Origin of the sequence: Streptomyces sp. W16, assembly GCF_033194735.1 — a bacterium.
In the GTDB taxonomy this organism is placed as follows: domain Bacteria; phylum Actinomycetota; class Actinomycetes; order Streptomycetales; family Streptomycetaceae; genus Streptomyces.
Map to the genome: position 1 here is coordinate 21247 of NZ_JAWOAI010000029.1, position 14164 is coordinate 35410.

General features: G+C 67.8%; 21 protein-coding genes and 1 pseudogene. 8 read left to right on the plus strand and 14 right to left on the minus strand.

The features are described 5' to 3' along the window. Positions 1–8: 8 nt before the first annotated feature. From R6V09_RS06315 to R6V09_RS06325, 3 genes are all read right to left on the minus strand, one after another. On the minus strand, positions 9–479 hold the full coding sequence (locus tag R6V09_RS06315) for a hypothetical protein (protein WP_317880330.1): 471 nt from the start codon (positions 477–479) through the stop codon (positions 9–11). Positions 480–599: 120 nt separating this feature from the next. Continuing rightward, positions 600–824 (minus strand): DUF397 domain-containing protein, encoded by a 225-nt coding sequence (locus R6V09_RS06320; RefSeq protein WP_317880331.1) that lies wholly within the window; start codon positions 822–824, stop codon positions 600–602. A 21-nt stretch (positions 825–845) separates the two neighbouring features. Beyond that, positions 846–1061, minus strand: a complete 216-nt coding sequence (locus R6V09_RS06325; RefSeq protein WP_317880332.1) for a hypothetical protein — start codon at positions 1059–1061, stop codon at positions 846–848. Between the two features lie 232 nt (positions 1062–1293). Between R6V09_RS06325 and R6V09_RS06330 the strand changes: the two genes are divergently transcribed. The 4 genes from R6V09_RS06330 to R6V09_RS06345 are packed head-to-tail and all read left to right on the plus strand — an operon-like array spanning position 1294 to position 3594. Then, positions 1294–1554: a hypothetical protein gene (locus R6V09_RS06330; RefSeq protein ID WP_317880333.1), complete on the plus strand. Its 261-nt coding sequence runs from the start codon at positions 1294–1296 to the stop codon at positions 1552–1554. Then, on the plus strand, positions 1526–2053 hold the full coding sequence (locus R6V09_RS06335; RefSeq protein ID WP_317880334.1) for a DUF6879 family protein: 528 nt from the start codon (positions 1526–1528) through the stop codon (positions 2051–2053). Before R6V09_RS06330 ends, R6V09_RS06335 begins: the two co-directional genes overlap by 29 nt. A gap of 22 nt (positions 2054–2075) precedes the next feature. Next, a complete protein-coding gene (locus R6V09_RS06340) occupies positions 2076–2927 on the plus strand; it encodes a helix-turn-helix domain-containing protein (RefSeq protein ID WP_317880335.1) in 852 nt (283 codons plus the stop codon). 49 nt (positions 2928–2976) lie between these two features. Beyond that, entirely contained in the window at positions 2977–3594 is a 618-nt protein-coding gene (locus R6V09_RS06345) for a DUF5753 domain-containing protein (protein WP_317880336.1), read from the plus strand. Positions 3595–3635: 41 nt separating this feature from the next. Here R6V09_RS06345 and R6V09_RS06350 read toward each other — a convergent pair whose 3' ends face one another. Then, a complete protein-coding gene (locus tag R6V09_RS06350) occupies positions 3636–4019 on the minus strand; it encodes a VOC family protein (RefSeq protein ID WP_317880337.1) in 384 nt (127 codons plus the stop codon). Between the two features lie 162 nt (positions 4020–4181). On the opposite strand from R6V09_RS06350, the gene R6V09_RS06355 reads away from it, so the two are divergent. Beyond that, positions 4182–4721, plus strand: coding sequence for a hypothetical protein (locus R6V09_RS06355; protein ID WP_317880338.1), 540 nt, complete (start codon positions 4182–4184; stop codon positions 4719–4721). Between the two features lie 209 nt (positions 4722–4930). Here the strand turns inward: R6V09_RS06355 and R6V09_RS06360 are convergent, their stop codons facing one another. Both R6V09_RS06360 and R6V09_RS06365 read right to left on the minus strand, forming a co-directional pair. Then, on the minus strand, positions 4931–5695 hold the full coding sequence (locus R6V09_RS06360) for a transmembrane-type terpene cyclase (RefSeq protein ID WP_442809986.1): 765 nt from the start codon (positions 5693–5695) through the stop codon (positions 4931–4933). A gap of 142 nt (positions 5696–5837) precedes the next feature. Further along, on the minus strand, positions 5838–6257 hold the full coding sequence (locus R6V09_RS06365; RefSeq protein WP_317880340.1) for an ATP-binding protein: 420 nt from the start codon (positions 6255–6257) through the stop codon (positions 5838–5840). A 188-nt stretch (positions 6258–6445) separates the two neighbouring features. Here R6V09_RS06365 and R6V09_RS06370 point away from each other — a divergent pair, with 188 nt between their 5' ends. The 3 genes from R6V09_RS06370 to R6V09_RS06380 are packed head-to-tail and all read left to right on the plus strand — an operon-like array spanning position 6446 to position 7687. Next, complete coding sequence (locus R6V09_RS06370) at positions 6446–7315, plus strand: helix-turn-helix domain-containing protein (protein WP_317880341.1); 870 nt, start codon at positions 6446–6448, stop codon at positions 7313–7315. Next, positions 7312–7488 (plus strand): DUF397 domain-containing protein, encoded by a 177-nt coding sequence (locus R6V09_RS06375; protein ID WP_317880342.1) that lies wholly within the window; start codon positions 7312–7314, stop codon positions 7486–7488. Before R6V09_RS06370 ends, R6V09_RS06375 begins: the two co-directional genes overlap by 4 nt. Positions 7489–7498: 10 nt before the next feature. Next, positions 7499–7687, plus strand: coding sequence for a DUF397 domain-containing protein (locus tag R6V09_RS06380; protein ID WP_317880343.1), 189 nt, complete (start codon positions 7499–7501; stop codon positions 7685–7687). 91 nt (positions 7688–7778) lie between these two features. On the opposite strand, the gene R6V09_RS06385 is transcribed toward R6V09_RS06380, so the two are convergent. The 8 genes and pseudogenes from R6V09_RS06385 to R6V09_RS06420 form a co-directional block, all read right to left on the minus strand. Beyond that, positions 7779–8591: an acyl carrier protein gene (locus tag R6V09_RS06385; protein WP_317880344.1), complete on the minus strand. Its 813-nt coding sequence runs from the start codon at positions 8589–8591 to the stop codon at positions 7779–7781. A gap of 267 nt (positions 8592–8858) precedes the next feature. Continuing rightward, the gene (gene serC, locus R6V09_RS06390; protein WP_317880345.1) at positions 8859–9977 is read right to left on the minus strand and encodes a phosphoserine transaminase; all 1119 of its coding nucleotides are present in this window, start codon (positions 9975–9977) and stop codon (positions 8859–8861) included. Between the two features lie 97 nt (positions 9978–10074). Then, on the minus strand, positions 10075–11289 hold the full coding sequence (locus R6V09_RS06395; RefSeq protein WP_317880346.1) for a cytochrome P450 family protein: 1215 nt from the start codon (positions 11287–11289) through the stop codon (positions 10075–10077). Further along, positions 11286–12506: a cytochrome P450 gene (locus R6V09_RS06400; protein ID WP_317880347.1), complete on the minus strand. Its 1221-nt coding sequence runs from the start codon at positions 12504–12506 to the stop codon at positions 11286–11288. Before R6V09_RS06400 ends, R6V09_RS06395 begins: the two co-directional genes overlap by 4 nt. After that, positions 12503–13141: a GTP-binding protein gene (locus tag R6V09_RS06405; RefSeq protein WP_317880348.1), complete on the minus strand. Its 639-nt coding sequence runs from the start codon at positions 13139–13141 to the stop codon at positions 12503–12505. The genes R6V09_RS06400 and R6V09_RS06405 overlap by 4 nt, the downstream gene beginning before the upstream one ends. Beyond that, entirely contained in the window at positions 13122–13466 is a 345-nt protein-coding gene (locus R6V09_RS06410; protein ID WP_317880349.1) for a DUF742 domain-containing protein, read from the minus strand. Before R6V09_RS06410 ends, R6V09_RS06405 begins: the two co-directional genes overlap by 20 nt. Then, complete coding sequence (locus R6V09_RS06415) at positions 13466–13870, minus strand: roadblock/LC7 domain-containing protein (RefSeq protein WP_317880350.1); 405 nt, start codon at positions 13868–13870, stop codon at positions 13466–13468. Before R6V09_RS06415 ends, R6V09_RS06410 begins: the two co-directional genes overlap by 1 nt. Continuing rightward, positions 13867–14164: pseudogene (locus R6V09_RS06420) on the minus strand (ATP-binding protein); the annotation flags it as partial. The gene R6V09_RS06415 and the pseudogene R6V09_RS06420, both read right to left, overlap by 4 nt.

The window sequence follows — 14164 nt, forward strand, 5'->3', positions numbered from 1 at the left end:
CGGTCGGCTCAACTGGCCAAGGGGCACGGCAGGTTGGGCCTGGCGCGGTTCGGTGTGCAGGTGACGAGGGCGAGGGACAGATAGGCCGGCTGGTCGAGGTAGAAGCCGTATGACGAGTCGTCGCCTGAGGTCAGTCGCTCGGTGGCGGAGGCCGCGAGGGTGGCGAGGTGGCGGGCGTCGCGGTGGGCTTCGGATGTGAACCTGGCTTGGTATGCGGCGAGTTGTTCACTGAGCCAGGCTGCCGCGGCGGTTGGGTCCGGCCATGTTCCGCGTACCAGTGAGGGCGGTTTGATCAGCCAATACGCCGTTTCCAGCGGGGGTAGGTCGGTGGTGGGGAACTCCGCGGCCACTTCGCGGTAGCGCTGGACCAACTCAGGGCGGCTGCCGGGTGGGGGTGGTTCGGGGTGGGGTGGGCGGCGTAGCGCCTCCTGGTCGAAGCGGGCTTTCGGGCCGGTCCACAGGTAGGCGTGGTGGTGCACCGGTGGGGGTCCTGTTCGGGGTGGGCTCGGTCTGGGAGGTGGTGAAATCCCGGCCGGGGAGGGCGAGTTGGGGTCGCTACAGGGCCGGCCGGGATGGGTGGGACTGTGGGTCTGCGCGGCTCAGATGGTCAGGCCGAAGCGGGCCGGGTCGATGCCGGCCGCGCCCAGTTCCTCGGTGGTGAAGCGCAGGGGCTCCTTGTCGGGGCGCTTGCTGTCGCCCAGGGCCCAGAATCCGTCGCCGATCCGGGCGAGGGTCACGCAGCCCTCGGTGCAGGGGCCGCCGCAGGCCTGCGTGAACGCGGCTGCGGTGATGTCGAGTTGGTAGAGGTCGGTGCCGTTGAGCATGGGGGTGCCTTCCTGTGTTGGTCAGTTGGTGGAGCTTGCGTGCACTCCGGAGGCGTGGTCGCGGATCTCGGTGGCGTGGCGGGCGGCCTGGGTGATGTCGCCGGATTGCTTGCAGGTGGTGAGTTGGCGCCAATTCGCTGCGCAGATGTCGCAGTTGGGGGTCGGAGTGCAGTCCAGTAGCCAGGCATCGAAGCCGTTGGGCAACTGTGCCGACGGATGGGCAGTGCCTTCCCTCATGTTGGCGCTCCTCAGCGGCGTGGGCCGTGCCTCGGGAAGGCTCGCTGCCTCGCCGGGGTTTCGTTGCCGGTCTCGACGCTAGGGCCCTGGTGGTCGCCATCTCCAGTGATGTTCATGAATGTTCACACCAGTAAGTTGCCCCTGCTCATGGCCGATTTTCCTTCTTGACCCGGCATCTTGGTGCCTTCAAGGTGGTGCACATCTGCGAACGACCAGCACGCCGGAGGCGGCCATGGCGTTACGGTTCATCGGGATCGACCCCAACACAGGCACCGGCGAGAGCCCCACTGTGTGGGTCGACGAGAGTAGGAACGAATTGGTCATCCAGGGATGGAAGCCGGATCGTGAGATCGAGGTGCAGTGCGCCGCGTTCGAGGTGCGCGGCCACGCGGTGGGAATTCCTGACCACGAAGCAGTTGTCCGCGTTCCGGCACGCATGGTGCCGATCCTGAGGAAGGCGTGCGATGCCGCAGAACGTGCCGAGCTTCGCTGAACTCCTGGACGGCGCGCGGCGCTCGGCTGTCCACCTGGAGATGCGAGACGCATACGGAGTCGCTGGCGAGGCCGACGATTTCGGCCGCTGGCAAGAGACAGGGGAACGGGACACCGACCCGGAGTCACCGTACTGGGGTTCATGGACGAGCCTCATCCGCCGCACAGTGGCCCGCGGCGTGGTCGTGCGGCGCGCACGCATCGTTTCCGAACCGGTCAGTGACTACATCCGCTACGAGCACGCGGGCACACCGGTCAACATTGAGGCCGGCGAACAGGTGCGATGGCTTCCGCGTCGGCAGGCCTCCGACATCGCGCTGCCGGGCAACGACTTCTGGCTCCTGGACGGCCGGTTGATCCGCTGGAATCACTTCACCGGGGGCGGCGCGTCCGGTGGCGGAGAGATCAGCGAGGACCCGGCCGCGGCGAAACTGTGCGCCGAGGCGTTCGAGGCGGTGTGGGAGCGAGCGATCCCGCACGAGGACTACAGAATCAGCTAGCGCGCCAGGATACGGTCAGCCCGTGCCCAATTCCCCGTCCTCGTCAGCCCAGGCCGCGCGTAAACGGGTCGCGCAGCGTCTGCGGGATCTGCGCGCGGATGCGGGTATCACCGGGAGCGAGCTGGCCGAGCGCTGCGGCTGGACCCATCCGAAGACCTCCCGCCTGGAGAACGCCCGTACACCGCCCACGCCCGACGACATACGCCGCTGGTGCGCCGCGTGCGGTGCCGACGACCAGGCCGCGGACATCATCGTCGAGTCCCGGGACGCCGAGTCGCAGTACGGCGAGTGGCGGCGCACGGTACGCGTCGGCCTGAAGCGCCTTCAGGACAGCTACGTGGAGCTCTACCGTTCCACTGAGCTGTTCCGGATCTACTCACCCACCTTGGTCCCCGGTCTTCTCCAGACCGGGGGGTACGCGCGTGCCCTGCTCTCCGCCAATGCCCGGCTGCTCGGCATCCCTGATGACTCCGACGAGGCGTCGGTGGCACGCGTCGAGCGCTCGAAGGTCATCCATGAGCCGGGGCACCGTTTCGTCATGCTGATCGAAGAGGGTGTTCTGCGTTACCAGTTGGGCGACGCCGATGCGATGGCGGCCCAGCTCGGCCATCTGCTCACGGCTGGGGCGTTGCCGTCGGTGTCTCTCGGTATCGTCCCCGACTCGACGCCTGAACGGGTGTTGTGGCCGCAGGAGTTGTTCCACATCTACGACGACACACTCGTCTCGGTGGAACTACTGTCGGCCCGGGTCCGCGTCACCCAGCCGTCCGAGATCGCGCTCTACCTGAGCGCCTTCGAGCAGCTCCGGAGCATGGCGGTGTACGGGGCGGACGCCCGGGCCTTGATCGTGAAGGCGATAGACGCCCTGCGCTGATCCGGACGCCGTTTGCGATGTGCCGAAAACGACGAGAGGCAGAGCCCCGATGAACGAGGAAACCGGACAGGTACGTCCCTGGCGGGAGCGTCTGGAGACTGGGCATCTGCCCGTCCAGGAGGAGTGGAACTCCCTCGTTCTCAACTCGCAGACGTTGCGGGCCTGGGAGCCCGACATCATCCCCGGCCTGTTCCAGACCGCCGACTACGCGCGAAGCGTCTTCGAAGGTCTCGCGGAACTGATGAACACCACCAGCGATACGGACGACGCGGTACGCGCGCGAATGAAACGGCAGGAGTGGTTGCGTCTCCCCGGCAAGAAGTTGCACCAGTTGGTCTGGGAAGGGACGCTGTGCGCCCGGCTCGGTTCGCCGGAGGTCATGGCTGCCCAACTGGACCGGATTCTTGAGGTGTTGGACCTGGACACCGTCCGACTCGGGGTCGTGCCGTTCGGCGCCGTGCTCCCGCTGGTGATCGGTAACGGCTTCACGATGGTGGACGAACGTCGGGTTGTGACAGAGGACTGGTACACCGAACACTGGCTCGACGACCCCGACGCCGTCTCCCTGCACCGAAGGGTCTGGGAGACACATGCCGCGTCCGCCGTGTACGGCGCCGAAGCGAAGCGGATCGTCACCCGGGTTCGTCGAGACCTCGACGTCTCGTAGTGTGCCCTCTCGTGGTTGTCGCCCGGGGCTGCCCCAGCCCGTCATCCCTCGTCGAAGCACAGGCAGAAGGGATGGCCGGCCGGGTCGAAGAGCACCCGGACGTTCTCCTGCGGCTGGAACTCCGCCACCGTGGCGCCCAGGGCGACCGCCTCGGCGACCGCCGAGTCCAGATCACCTACCTGGAAATCGAAGTGCATCATTGGGCGCTGTTGCCCCTCGGTCGGCGGCCACACCGGCGGCCGATAGCCCTCCGCCTGCTGGAACACGAAGAACGGTCCTTGCGGAGAAGCGGCGACGACGGCCGTGCCCGGCTCGTCGTGGCCGAGGTGCCAACCCAGGAGTTCGGCGTAGAACTTCGCCAGCCCGCTGGGGTCCGGCGCCTCGATCGCCGTCCCCCACCACATGCCGCCAGTTCGAGATCTCATGCGCGTAGCTTGCCTGATGAGTCGACTCACTCAGCCTCTCGGTCGATTCAACCAGTGCCCTCGTTGCCGTGAAGGCGACAAAGCCGCCTCCCTTCACCGACTCGGCCAACTACTCTTCGGACACGTGGCGTTACTCAACGCGTCCGACTGAGGAGGAATCCTGTGTCATCGTCCTGCGACCCCGCGCACGCTCCCGTCGGTGATGTGGGCGCCGCGCTCATGATGGTCGACTCCCGACTCAAGGCCGTTCATGCCGGAAAGTCCGCGACGGACCCCGAACAGCAGGCGCTGATGGATCAGCTCCTCGCGTCGTTGGGGCCCGACGGGCTCGACGACCTGTTGGACGGCGCGTGCACGCTCATCTATATGTTCATGACGTGGCTGAGGAAGGCCCACGAGAGCGAGGGCAAGGACGTCATCGAGTACGTGGTACCCACCCTCGTGGCCACGATGCGGATGATGCCCCGGAGTTGTCCGCCCGAGGCCATCCCCATGATGGCCGGCCTGGTGATCGCCGCGGGTACCGAACTGAGCCCCAGCCTGTGGCGTCAGCAGTACGGCGACTGGACCAAGGAGGAGATGACTCCGCTGGAAGCCACGACGTTCCTGCTCGCGGAACACATCAACCGCATCGCCGACAACCCCGACTTCGCCACCCGCATGATCGTGGACGCGCTGACCAATGCGGGCGGAAAGGGCTAGAAGTCGCGGCATGGGAAGCCGAGTTCAGGGCCTGCGCATCCAGTAGCGGGCTCCCGCAAGGAGCGGTCGGTCACGCGGTGGAGCGGGCGTGGGCGCGGTCGAGGCAGGCCGTCAGGTCGTGCCAGGCGTCGGCCGGAGTCGGCGGGCCGCCGGACATCGCGGCCGGCTCGTGCAGCCAGGCGGACCGGACGGCAGCCGAGATGCCGTGGTCATGCCTCCATGGACGCGCTGTCGGCCCGACTCGTCACCCCTGCGTCACCCACGTCCACGCCGGTGCGCTGTTCCGGAGCCGAGTCGGCCGAGTCGAACACCGCACCGTCCCGCTTCGCCCCCACGCACAACCAGACGTAGACCAGGTCGAGCACGCTGCACATGATGCCGAGGCCGAGCAGGAACCCGTCATGCTGAATGGCGCCGAAAAGGATCGTGGGCGCGAGCGTGCCGAGCCACTTGGCCACCGCGATCGTCACCGACTGCCCGCGCAGTCCGCGCCGTGCGACGAACATCGCGATGAACAGGGCGGACATCAGCAGGTTCTGGAGAAACGCCGAGTAACCGGCCGCGTCCTCCGCACCGAACTTCGCCAGGAACAGCCACTGCACGGCGAACGACATCCCGAACAGCAGCACGCTCAGGCCGCCGAACATCCGCGCCGTGACGAACGACGGGAACTCGGCGCGGCCGTACCGGAAGAACGTGTACACGATGACCGCGTCGGCGATGCCCCACACCAGGTTGATGCCGCCCTGCACCGACGGGTCGAAGGCCAGGTTGTGCACCGCGTACGTCCACTCCCACGCGAAGTTCAGGCCCAGCGCTACGGCGGGCATGGCGTAGGTGCGGTCGCGGAAACCGACGCGGATCGCCTGGATGTACACGATCGTCCAGGCGATGCCGCTCGCGAGGATGAGGGCGATATCCATCTGCGTCTCCAGTTGCGGATCTTCGGGGGTCGCGCGGACGTTAACAGACACGTTCAGGGGATGTGGGCGATACCTGTCTTACGGAAGTGTGACGGGCGGGAGTCGCCATACGTAGGGGTCGGGCGTCCGGACTTCTTGTGCAAGTTCCGTGTCGCTCAGGGGAGTTTGGGGCGTGAGCAGGCGGGCCGCTGCCTCATAAAGTCGCCGGAACATGAGCCTGGACCCCTTCCAGGCCGAACCTCGCCCACACGCATTTCGCGTACGGCTCCTGTCGGCATCCCCAGTTGTCGGCCAGCGCGGCGACGAGTGCGAGGCCCCGGCCGCCTTCCTCGTCCGGGGTCGAGTCGTGAGGTCGGGGGAGTCCGTCCCGGTCCGGGTCGGAGACCTCTAGGACCAACTCCCTGCCGTTGAGGGTGAGTTCGACCTTGATCTGGGAGTGGGGGACCTTGCAGTGGGTCACGGCGTTGGTGACCAGTTCGTTCGCCAACAGGGTCACGGCGTCGGCCAGTTCGTCGGTGATGCCCCAGTCCGCGAGGGTCTTGCGGACGCGTTGGCGGGCGGCGGGGACGTGTCGTCGGTGCTTGGGGATGCGGAAGCTCTCGGACGCGGGCATGGGGGAACTCCGTCCTGACGTGACGTCAAGTTGGGCTGCGCTGCGGCGCCTTCACGAAACTAGGGGCGGGTTCGCGATCTGCGCAATCCAAATCTGCGAATATATTCGTGAGTGTCACTCGATCGGGTGATGTACCCCTGAGGTTGACGCTCGGTGTGGCATCGTTGCCGCAGAAGAGGGGAGGGCCCATGCCCGCAGGTGGACGGCCGACGGTGCGTAGTAGGCGCTTGGGGACGGCACTCAAGCGGTACCGTCTGGCTGCCAAGCTGGACCAACCGCAGGCCGCCGAGATCATCGCGTCAAGTCAGGCGAGGATCAGCCGAGTTGAGAGCGGGCATGCGACGCCGCGCGTCATCGAGGTGCGGTTGCTGCTAGAGGAGTACGGCGTCACCGACCGGGAAGTGTGCGCGAAGCTGGAGGAGTTGGCCAAGTACCCCAAGAAGCGGGGGTGGTGGCTGGAGCGCGATTGGAACCTGCGCCCGGACTACGTGGATTACATCGCGATGGAGGATGACGCGCGGCATATCCGGCAGTGGCAACCAGTTCTGGTCCCTGGGTTGCTGCAAACCTCCTCCTACGCTTACGCGGTCATCAGAGGGGGGCCCAATGACGTATCTCCTGAACGGATCGAGCAGCTGATGAAGGTGAGGGAGCTACGGCGGGAGAAGATCGCGGAAGGGGGCGCCATGTACAGCGCCATCATCTGGGAAGCCGTCATCATGCACCCCTTGATGAATGCCGAGATTCACCGAGGGCAGTTGTCGGCGCTTCTCGAACTCGGGAAGCGGGAGAACGTCACTGTGCAGGTTCTGCCGTTCAGTGCTGGCACGCTGGTGGCGGCCACCTCGGCGTTTTCCGCCTTCGGTTTCGACTCTGAGCCGACGGTTGAGGCGGTGGTCATGGATGAACTGATGAATAGTTCGGTCCTTGAGTCTCCGGGAGATTTGGCGACTTACGCCAGCGCATGGGACCTGCTGCGGTCGGCTGCACTGACGCCGGAGAAGAGCGCACAGCTCATCCGAAGTACGTTGCGAAACCTTGAGGACAGCACATCATGATCGAGTTGGTAGGCCCGTTCCAGAAGTCTTCGTACACCACGCAACTGGGCGAATGCGTAGAGGTGGCCGAAACTGCCGACCAGGGGCGCGCCATCCGCGACAGCAAGCAGGCCGACGGCCCCCTGTTCGTCGTTTCCCGCAGTACCTGGCAAGACTTCATCCAACACTTCTGAGGAGCGTCTCATGGCCGAGAGCGCAGGCCCCTTCCGGAAATCCTCTTATTCCGCGCAGCAGGGCGACTGTGTCGAGGTCGCCGACACCACCGACCTCGGCCGAGCTGTCCGCGACAGCAAGCAGCACCCGCAAGACGGCACCTCCCCCCTCCTCGCCGTCTCGCGCGACGCCTGGCGCTGCTTCGTCCGGCAGTTCTGACGCCCCCCACCACACCCTCTCCCCAAAAGTGTGTCACTTTCCCGCGAAGTGTCACACTTTCAGGACCCACCTACCCGGTCCCGCCGGGAGGCTACTTGCGAGGCAACGACGTGTTGGTGATCGGCAGAGCCTGCTGCGCCCCCGCCACGTACAAATCCCTCGGCGCCGAGCGGAGCGTAAACGTGTCGTCGTAGCCGGTGACGCGTACCGACAGGACGAAGAAGCCGCCGTACGTGGCAGTCGCCTTCACGTCGTACTCCTGCTCCCAGTAGGTCTGCAGGAAGACCTCCGTGCCCTGGGGCTCGACACCCTTGGGGAGGGTGACCCTGCCCGTGACGGTGAGGATGTCGCCGGCCTTCACCTTCTTCTTGCTGAGCCGGTAACTGACTGAACTGGACTGGGCGTTGGCGGTCACGGTGGTGTCCGCGTAGTAGCCGTCCTGCGGGGTGTTGAGGTCGCCGTCCTCGTCGTACAGGGCGGTGATCTCCACCCCGTGCTGGACGTTGAGCAGGCTGCTGCCGGTCGTGTGGTCGATGTCGACGTCCGGGATGGTGAACTTCCCGTTGGCGTCGGTGACCGGCTTCCCCAGGTCGCGGGGCTCGTAGTAGTGGGGGTCGATCGGGTCGCCCCATGGGTTCCAGGTGGTGAACTGGACGACTTCCTGCACGGTGACAGGGATGTTGGGCGCCGGGGTGCCGTCCGCCTTGGTGACGGTGCCGGTGACGTCGACGTGGCGCTCGGAGTAGTTCGTGCCGGCCGGGTTCGTGGTCACGGTCAGGACGTACGCGTCTCCGGGGGACGCGTCCGAGGGTGCCGCCGCGGCGGCCGGTGCGGACAGGGCGCCCGCGGTGAGCAGCAGTGCGGCGGTGGCGGCGAGCCGCGTCGACAGGGACTTCCTGGGCATGGGGCAACTCCAACTTCGGTCGGGAGTGCAGGAGTTGCGCCGCAGGGGTGCGACGCAGCAGGTTCGACCGGCGGAGCGGGGCGGGAGTTGTTCCCTGTGCTGCCGCTGTTACGCGGCTGTGGCGGAGGGTTGATTTGCCCCGGTTACGGGTTCACCTCGATGTCGGACGCAGGCCGCCCGCAGTCTTCTACGACGGCAAAAGGCGCCCCGCGAGCAGTTCCGCGGGGCGCCCTTCGTGTCGTAGCCGAACGTGTCGTAGCCGAAAAGTCAGAGCTTCTCGATGACGTAGTCGATGCACTTCGTCAGCGCCTCGACGTCCGCCGGGTCGATCGCCGGGAACATCGCCACGCGGAGCTGGTTGCGGCCGAGCTTGCGGTACGGCTCGGTGTCGACGATGCCGTTCGCGCGCAGAACCTTGGCGACCGCCGCCGCGTCGATCTCGTCGGCGAAGTCGATCGTGCCGATGACCTGCGAGCGCTTGGTGGCGTCCGACACGAACGGGGTCGCGTACTTGGACTCCTCCGCCCAGGTGTACAGGCGGCTCGACGAGTCCTTCGTGCGGGCCGTCGACCAGGCCAGGCCGCCCTGGCCGTTGATCCACTCCAGCTGCTCGTTGAGCAGGAACAGGGTGGACAGCGCAGGGGTGTTGTACGTCTGGTTCTTGCGGGAGTTGTCGATCGCCGTGGGGAGACTGAAGAACTCCGGGACGTGGCGGCCGGACGCGTGGATGCGCTCCGCGCGCTCGATCGCGGCCGGGGAGAAGACACCGATCCACAGGCCGCCGTCGGAGGCGAAGGACTTCTGCGGGGCGAAGTAGTAGACGTCCGTCTCGGACACATCCACCGGGAGGCCGCCCGCGCCCGACGTCGCGTCGACCAGGACCAGTGCGCCCTCGTCGGCTCCCGCGACCCGCTTGATGGGGGCCGCGACACCCGTCGACGTCTCGTTGTGCGTGAACGCGTACACGTCGACGCCCGCCTCGGCGGCCGGCTCCGGGTGCGTGCCGGGGTCGCTCGCGATCACCGTCGGCTCGGCCAGCCACGGGGCCAGCTTGGCCGCCTTGGCGAACTTGGAGCTGAACTCGCCGAAGGTCAGGTGCTGGGACTTGTTGTCGATCAGGCCGTGGGTCGCGACGTCCCAGAAGGCCGTCGAGCCGCCGTTGCCGAGGACGACCTCGTAGCCGTCGGGGAGGGAGAACAGCGCGGAGACGCCCTCGCGCACCTTGCCGACCAGGTTCTTGACCGGGGCCTGGCGGTGGGAGGTGCCCAGCAGAGACGTACCGGTGGCGGCCAGCGCGTCCAGCGCCTCCGTCCGCACCTTGGAGGGGCCAGCGCCGAAACGTCCGTCGGCGGGCTTGATGTCAGCGGGAATCTCGATATCAGCCACGAGCCGGAGCGTATCCCCTCGGTGAAACCGGACGGAAACGCGTCCGTTCGATGAGACGACCGCTCCGGCCTGTGGACGGACGGTGATCTACGGCGATCTACGGCGTGAGCCGAACCGGCAGCTCGAAGATGTCGTTCTGCGTCACCACCGGCTTGTTGCGGAGCTCGGACGCCGGGACCGCCAGGTCCAGGTGCGGGAAGCGCTCGTAGAGGGCCGGGAGCGCCACGTCCGCCTCCAGGCGGGACAGGGCCGCGCCCGGGCAGACATGCGGGCCGTGGCCGAAGGAGATGTGGCGGTTCTCGCTGGTACGGGTGATGTCGAAGTCGCCGGCCGTCGGGCCGTGCGCCTCCTCGTCGCGGCCGATCGCGGCGTACGACACGATCAGCGCGTCCCCGGCCGGGAGGACCTTGTCGCCGACCTGGACGTCCTCCGTGGCGAACCGGATCAGGACGTGCGAGGTGGGCGTGGAGTGGCGCAGGGTCTCCTCGACCACCGAGGACCAGTCGGCCTCGCCGGCCAGGACCAGGGCGCGCTGGACCGGGTGCGTCGACAGGTTGACGACCGCGTTGACGATCAGCGAGATCGTCGTCTCGTGGCCCGCCGCGACCATCAGCTGCAGCGTGGAGACGATCTCCTCGTCGGTGAGGTGGTCGCCGTCCTCGGAGGCCGCGATCAGCGCGGAGGTCAGGTCGTCGCCGGGCTCCGCGCGCTTGGCCGCGACCGTCGCGGCCATGATGCCCGCGAGTTCCATGAGGGTGGCGATCACCTCGGCGGGCGGGGTCTGCGTCGAGAAGAACTTCTCGAACAGCTCCTTCAGGCGCGGGAGTTGGGACTCCGCTATGCCCATGAGGTCGGCGATGACGAACATGGGCAGCGGATACGCGAACTCCGCCTTCAGATCGACCTCGTCGCCGTCAAGGCCGTCCAGGCCGTCGAGGAGCCCCTCCGTCAGCTTCGCGATCCGCTCCCGCATCTGCTCCACCCGGCGCGGGGTGAGCGCCTGCGCGACCAGGGTCCGCATCCTGCGGTGGTCGGCGCCGTCCACGGTCAGCATCGAACGGCCCGGGTTCGCGAGCCCGATGAGCGGCCAGTCCGCGGGGATCTCCCCGCGCTGCCAGGCACCCCAGACGTTGATGTCCTTCACCAGCCGCGGATCGGTGAGCAGCTGTTTCGCCTCGGCGTGATGCGTGACCGCCCACACGGGCACACCACCGGGCAGTTCCACGGCGGCCAGCGGACCGGCCTCACGAAGCCTGGCACTCTCGCCGTCCAGATCGCCGACGAACGGGTCCAGAACTATTCGCGTGCTCATACGGGCGTGCCTCCAAGGGCAGGGGTCGGAGAGAACCGCACCGGCAACTCGGTCAGGCCTCGCAACCACGGCGAGGGGCGGCGCGTCAGGGACTCGGCGGGGACCGCCAGGTCGATGTCGGGCAGCCGGTCGAGTACGACCTCGATACCGGTCCGCGCGATGACCTCGGCGACCTCCTGCGCGGGGAACGGACACCGGTGCTCCCCGTGCCCGAAGGAGAAGTGCGCGTTGTTGCCGCCGGTGAGCGCGGAGCCGTCGGTGCGGACCTGGGGATCGGAGTTGGCGCCCTGGAGGCCGAGCAGCAGCAGGTCGCCGCCGCGGATGCGACGGCCGCCGAGCTGGGTGTCGCGGGAGGCCCAGCGCCCGGCCACGTTCTGGGTCGGGGTGTCCTCCCACAGGACCTCGTTCATCGCCTCGGCGACACTGTTGCGGCCACCGAAGAGGGAGGCCGCGAAACGGTCGTCGGTCAGCATCAGGCGCAGCGAGTTGCCGATCCAGTCGGCGGTCGGCTGGTGGCCGGCCGCCATCATCACCATCAGGTCCTGCGCGATCTCCAGGTCCGAGAAGCCGGAGGCGTGCGTGAGCATCCGCGACACGACGTCGTCGGCCGGCTCGGCCTTCCGGTCGGCCAGCAACTGCCCCATGGCCCCGGCCAGATGGGTCTGCCCGGCGATCGCCCGCTCACGCCCGTCGATCATGTCGTTGAGCGCGGTGACAAGACCCGGGCCCTGCTCGTCCCGGAAGCCGTAGAGCCGGGCCAGGACCCGTACCGGCAGCAGCATCGCGTAGTCGCCGACGATGTCCGTCTCGCCCTTGCCGCAGATCCCGTCGATCAGCTCGTCCGCGAACTTCTCGGCGTACGACCGCAGTTCGGAGGGGTCCACGGCCTCCAGCGCGTCGCTGATCATGCGGACGCGCTCGCGGTGCCGTTCGCCGACCGTGTAGAGGATCGACGGCTGCTTGCGGCCGATCATCGGCAGCAGCGGCCAGTCGTCGGGGATGTGGTCCCACTGGCTCCACAGGTCCGAGTCACGGCTGAACAGGACGGGATCGCCGGTGACTTGGTGCAGTTCGCGGTAGCCGAGCACCAGCCAGGCCGGGATGTCGCCGTCCAGCACCACGGGCGTCACGGCACCGTGCTCGCGCCGCATCTCCCGGTACAGCTGCGCCGGTTCGGTCTGGAACCTGGGTCCACTCAGCGGTACGGGCGCGGTCACAGAGCCAACTCCTGGTGGGGGACGGGGACTTGGGGGCGGGCGGGGCCCTGGGTGCCGTAGCCGCTCTTGACGTGCTCGACCAGGGTGATCAGGACCTGTTTCGCGGACGCGCGGGAGCGGGCGTCGCAGTCCAGGAGGGGGACGTGCGGGTCGAGGTCGAGGGCCTCGCGGATCTGCTGCGGGGCGTAGGCGGGGCCGCCGAAGTCGTTGCAGGCCACGATGAAGGGGGTGCCGTGGTGTTCGAGGCGGTCGATGGCGTACCAGGAGTCGTCGATACGGCGGGTGTCGACGAGGACGACCGCGCCGAGCGTCCCGGAGAACAGCCGGTCCCAGAGGAACCAGAACCGTTCCTGGCCGGGGGCGCCGAACAGGTACAGCACATTGCGGGCGTCGAGCGTGATGCGGCCGAAGTCGAAGGCGACGGTGGTCGCGGACTTGCCGCGCACCTCGCTGATGTCGTCGACGGCCTCGCCGGCCTTCGTCATCGTCTCCTCGGTGTTGAGGGGACGTATCTCGCTGACCGAACGGACCAGTGTGGTCTTGCCGACGCCGAAGCCGCCGACGACCACGATCTTCAGGCCGTTGTCGGCGGAGGCACCCAAGGGGGTGCGCGCGTCAGAGGTTGCGGAGTCCAACGAGCACCTGTTCCAGGACGTCGGGATTGAGATCCGCCTTGCGCGGGTGCCGGGCGCTGACCCGGCCGGCCGCGAGAAGGTCGGAGAGGAGGATCTTGGTGATGCTCACCGGGAGCTTCAGTTCGGCCGCCAACTCGACTACTGCCGTGGGGTGTTCGGTGAGCCGTAGGATCGCCGCGTGCTCCGACTGCATACCGGTCACCGGATCGCACTCGGCGACCACGAGGGTCACCAGGTCGAACGGGTTGTCCGGTGCGGAACGGGCGCGGCCTCCGGTGAGCGTGTAGAGGCGGTCGGGTGAGTCGTCCCTGCCGGGGCGGCTCATCACGAACGGGGTTCCGCGCGCAGGTGCTCGCCGAGCTGCTCGACCAGCTCGCTCATGTTGTGCCCGATCAGACCGGCGTCCGCGTCCTCCGTGGTGACCAGCGCCAAGTGCGCGCCCTCGCCGGCCTCGACGATGAACAGCACCCCGCCGTAGAACTCCGTCATCGCGGAGCGCACGCCCCCGCTGCCGTCCCCGAACTCCACCGACGCGCCGTGCGACAGCGACTGGATTCCGGCGGCGATCGCGGCGAGCTGGTCGGCCTGGTCGACGGAGAGCTCGGGCGTCCGGCACAGCTTCAGGCCGTCCCGGGACAGCACGAGCGCGTGTCGCGCGCCCGGGGTGCGCTCCAGGAGGCCCTCGATGAGCCAGGTGAGCTTCTCGTCGGCGGTGGTCGTGCCGGTCATGAGGTGGGGTTGCCTTCCGGGAGCGGGTGGGTGAGGGACTCGGCCGGTTCGGAGCGCTCCGGCTCCGACTCCGGTACGGGCGGCGGCAGTTGCCCGGTCAGTGCGCCGGACTCCGGTAGGGGCGGCAGCAGTTGTCCGGTCATCGCGTCGGACTCCGGTACAGGCGGCAGCTGTTCGGTCATCGCGCCGCGTACGGCCTGGCGGAAGCTGTTGAAGCGGGTGGCCCGGGCCAGGGTGTCGTCGGCCGTGGGCGCGGGGTGCGACACGGGAGCCGCGGCCTCCGCACGCGCGCGT

Coding starts and splice junctions, on each gene's coding strand:
- R6V09_RS06320 (WP_317880331.1), bottom strand. CDS start 824: ATGCTCAACGGCACCGACCTCTACCAACTCGACATCACCGCAGCCGCG.
- R6V09_RS06325 (WP_317880332.1), bottom strand. CDS start 1,061: ATGAGGGAAGGCACTGCCCATCCGTCGGCACAGTTGCCCAACGGCTTC.
- R6V09_RS06330 (WP_317880333.1), top strand. CDS start 1,294: ATGGCGTTACGGTTCATCGGGATCGACCCCAACACAGGCACCGGCGAG.
- R6V09_RS06335 (WP_317880334.1), top strand. CDS start 1,526: ATGCCGCAGAACGTGCCGAGCTTCGCTGAACTCCTGGACGGCGCGCGG.
- R6V09_RS06345 (WP_317880336.1), top strand. CDS start 2,977: ATGAACGAGGAAACCGGACAGGTACGTCCCTGGCGGGAGCGTCTGGAG.
- R6V09_RS06350 (WP_317880337.1), bottom strand. CDS start 4,019: ATGAGATCTCGAACTGGCGGCATGTGGTGGGGGACGGCGATCGAGGCG.
- R6V09_RS06365 (WP_317880340.1), bottom strand. CDS start 6,257: ATGCCCGCGTCCGAGAGCTTCCGCATCCCCAAGCACCGACGACACGTC.
- R6V09_RS06370 (WP_317880341.1), top strand. CDS start 6,446: ATGCCCGCAGGTGGACGGCCGACGGTGCGTAGTAGGCGCTTGGGGACG.
- R6V09_RS06375 (WP_317880342.1), top strand. CDS start 7,312: ATGATCGAGTTGGTAGGCCCGTTCCAGAAGTCTTCGTACACCACGCAA.
- R6V09_RS06380 (WP_317880343.1), top strand. CDS start 7,499: ATGGCCGAGAGCGCAGGCCCCTTCCGGAAATCCTCTTATTCCGCGCAG.
- R6V09_RS06385 (WP_317880344.1), bottom strand. CDS start 8,591: ATGCCCAGGAAGTCCCTGTCGACGCGGCTCGCCGCCACCGCCGCACTG.
- R6V09_RS06395 (WP_317880346.1), bottom strand. CDS start 11,289: ATGAGCACGCGAATAGTTCTGGACCCGTTCGTCGGCGATCTGGACGGC.
- R6V09_RS06410 (WP_317880349.1), bottom strand. CDS start 13,466: ATGAGCCGCCCCGGCAGGGACGACTCACCCGACCGCCTCTACACGCTC.
- R6V09_RS06415 (WP_317880350.1), bottom strand. CDS start 13,870: ATGACCGGCACGACCACCGCCGACGAGAAGCTCACCTGGCTCATCGAG.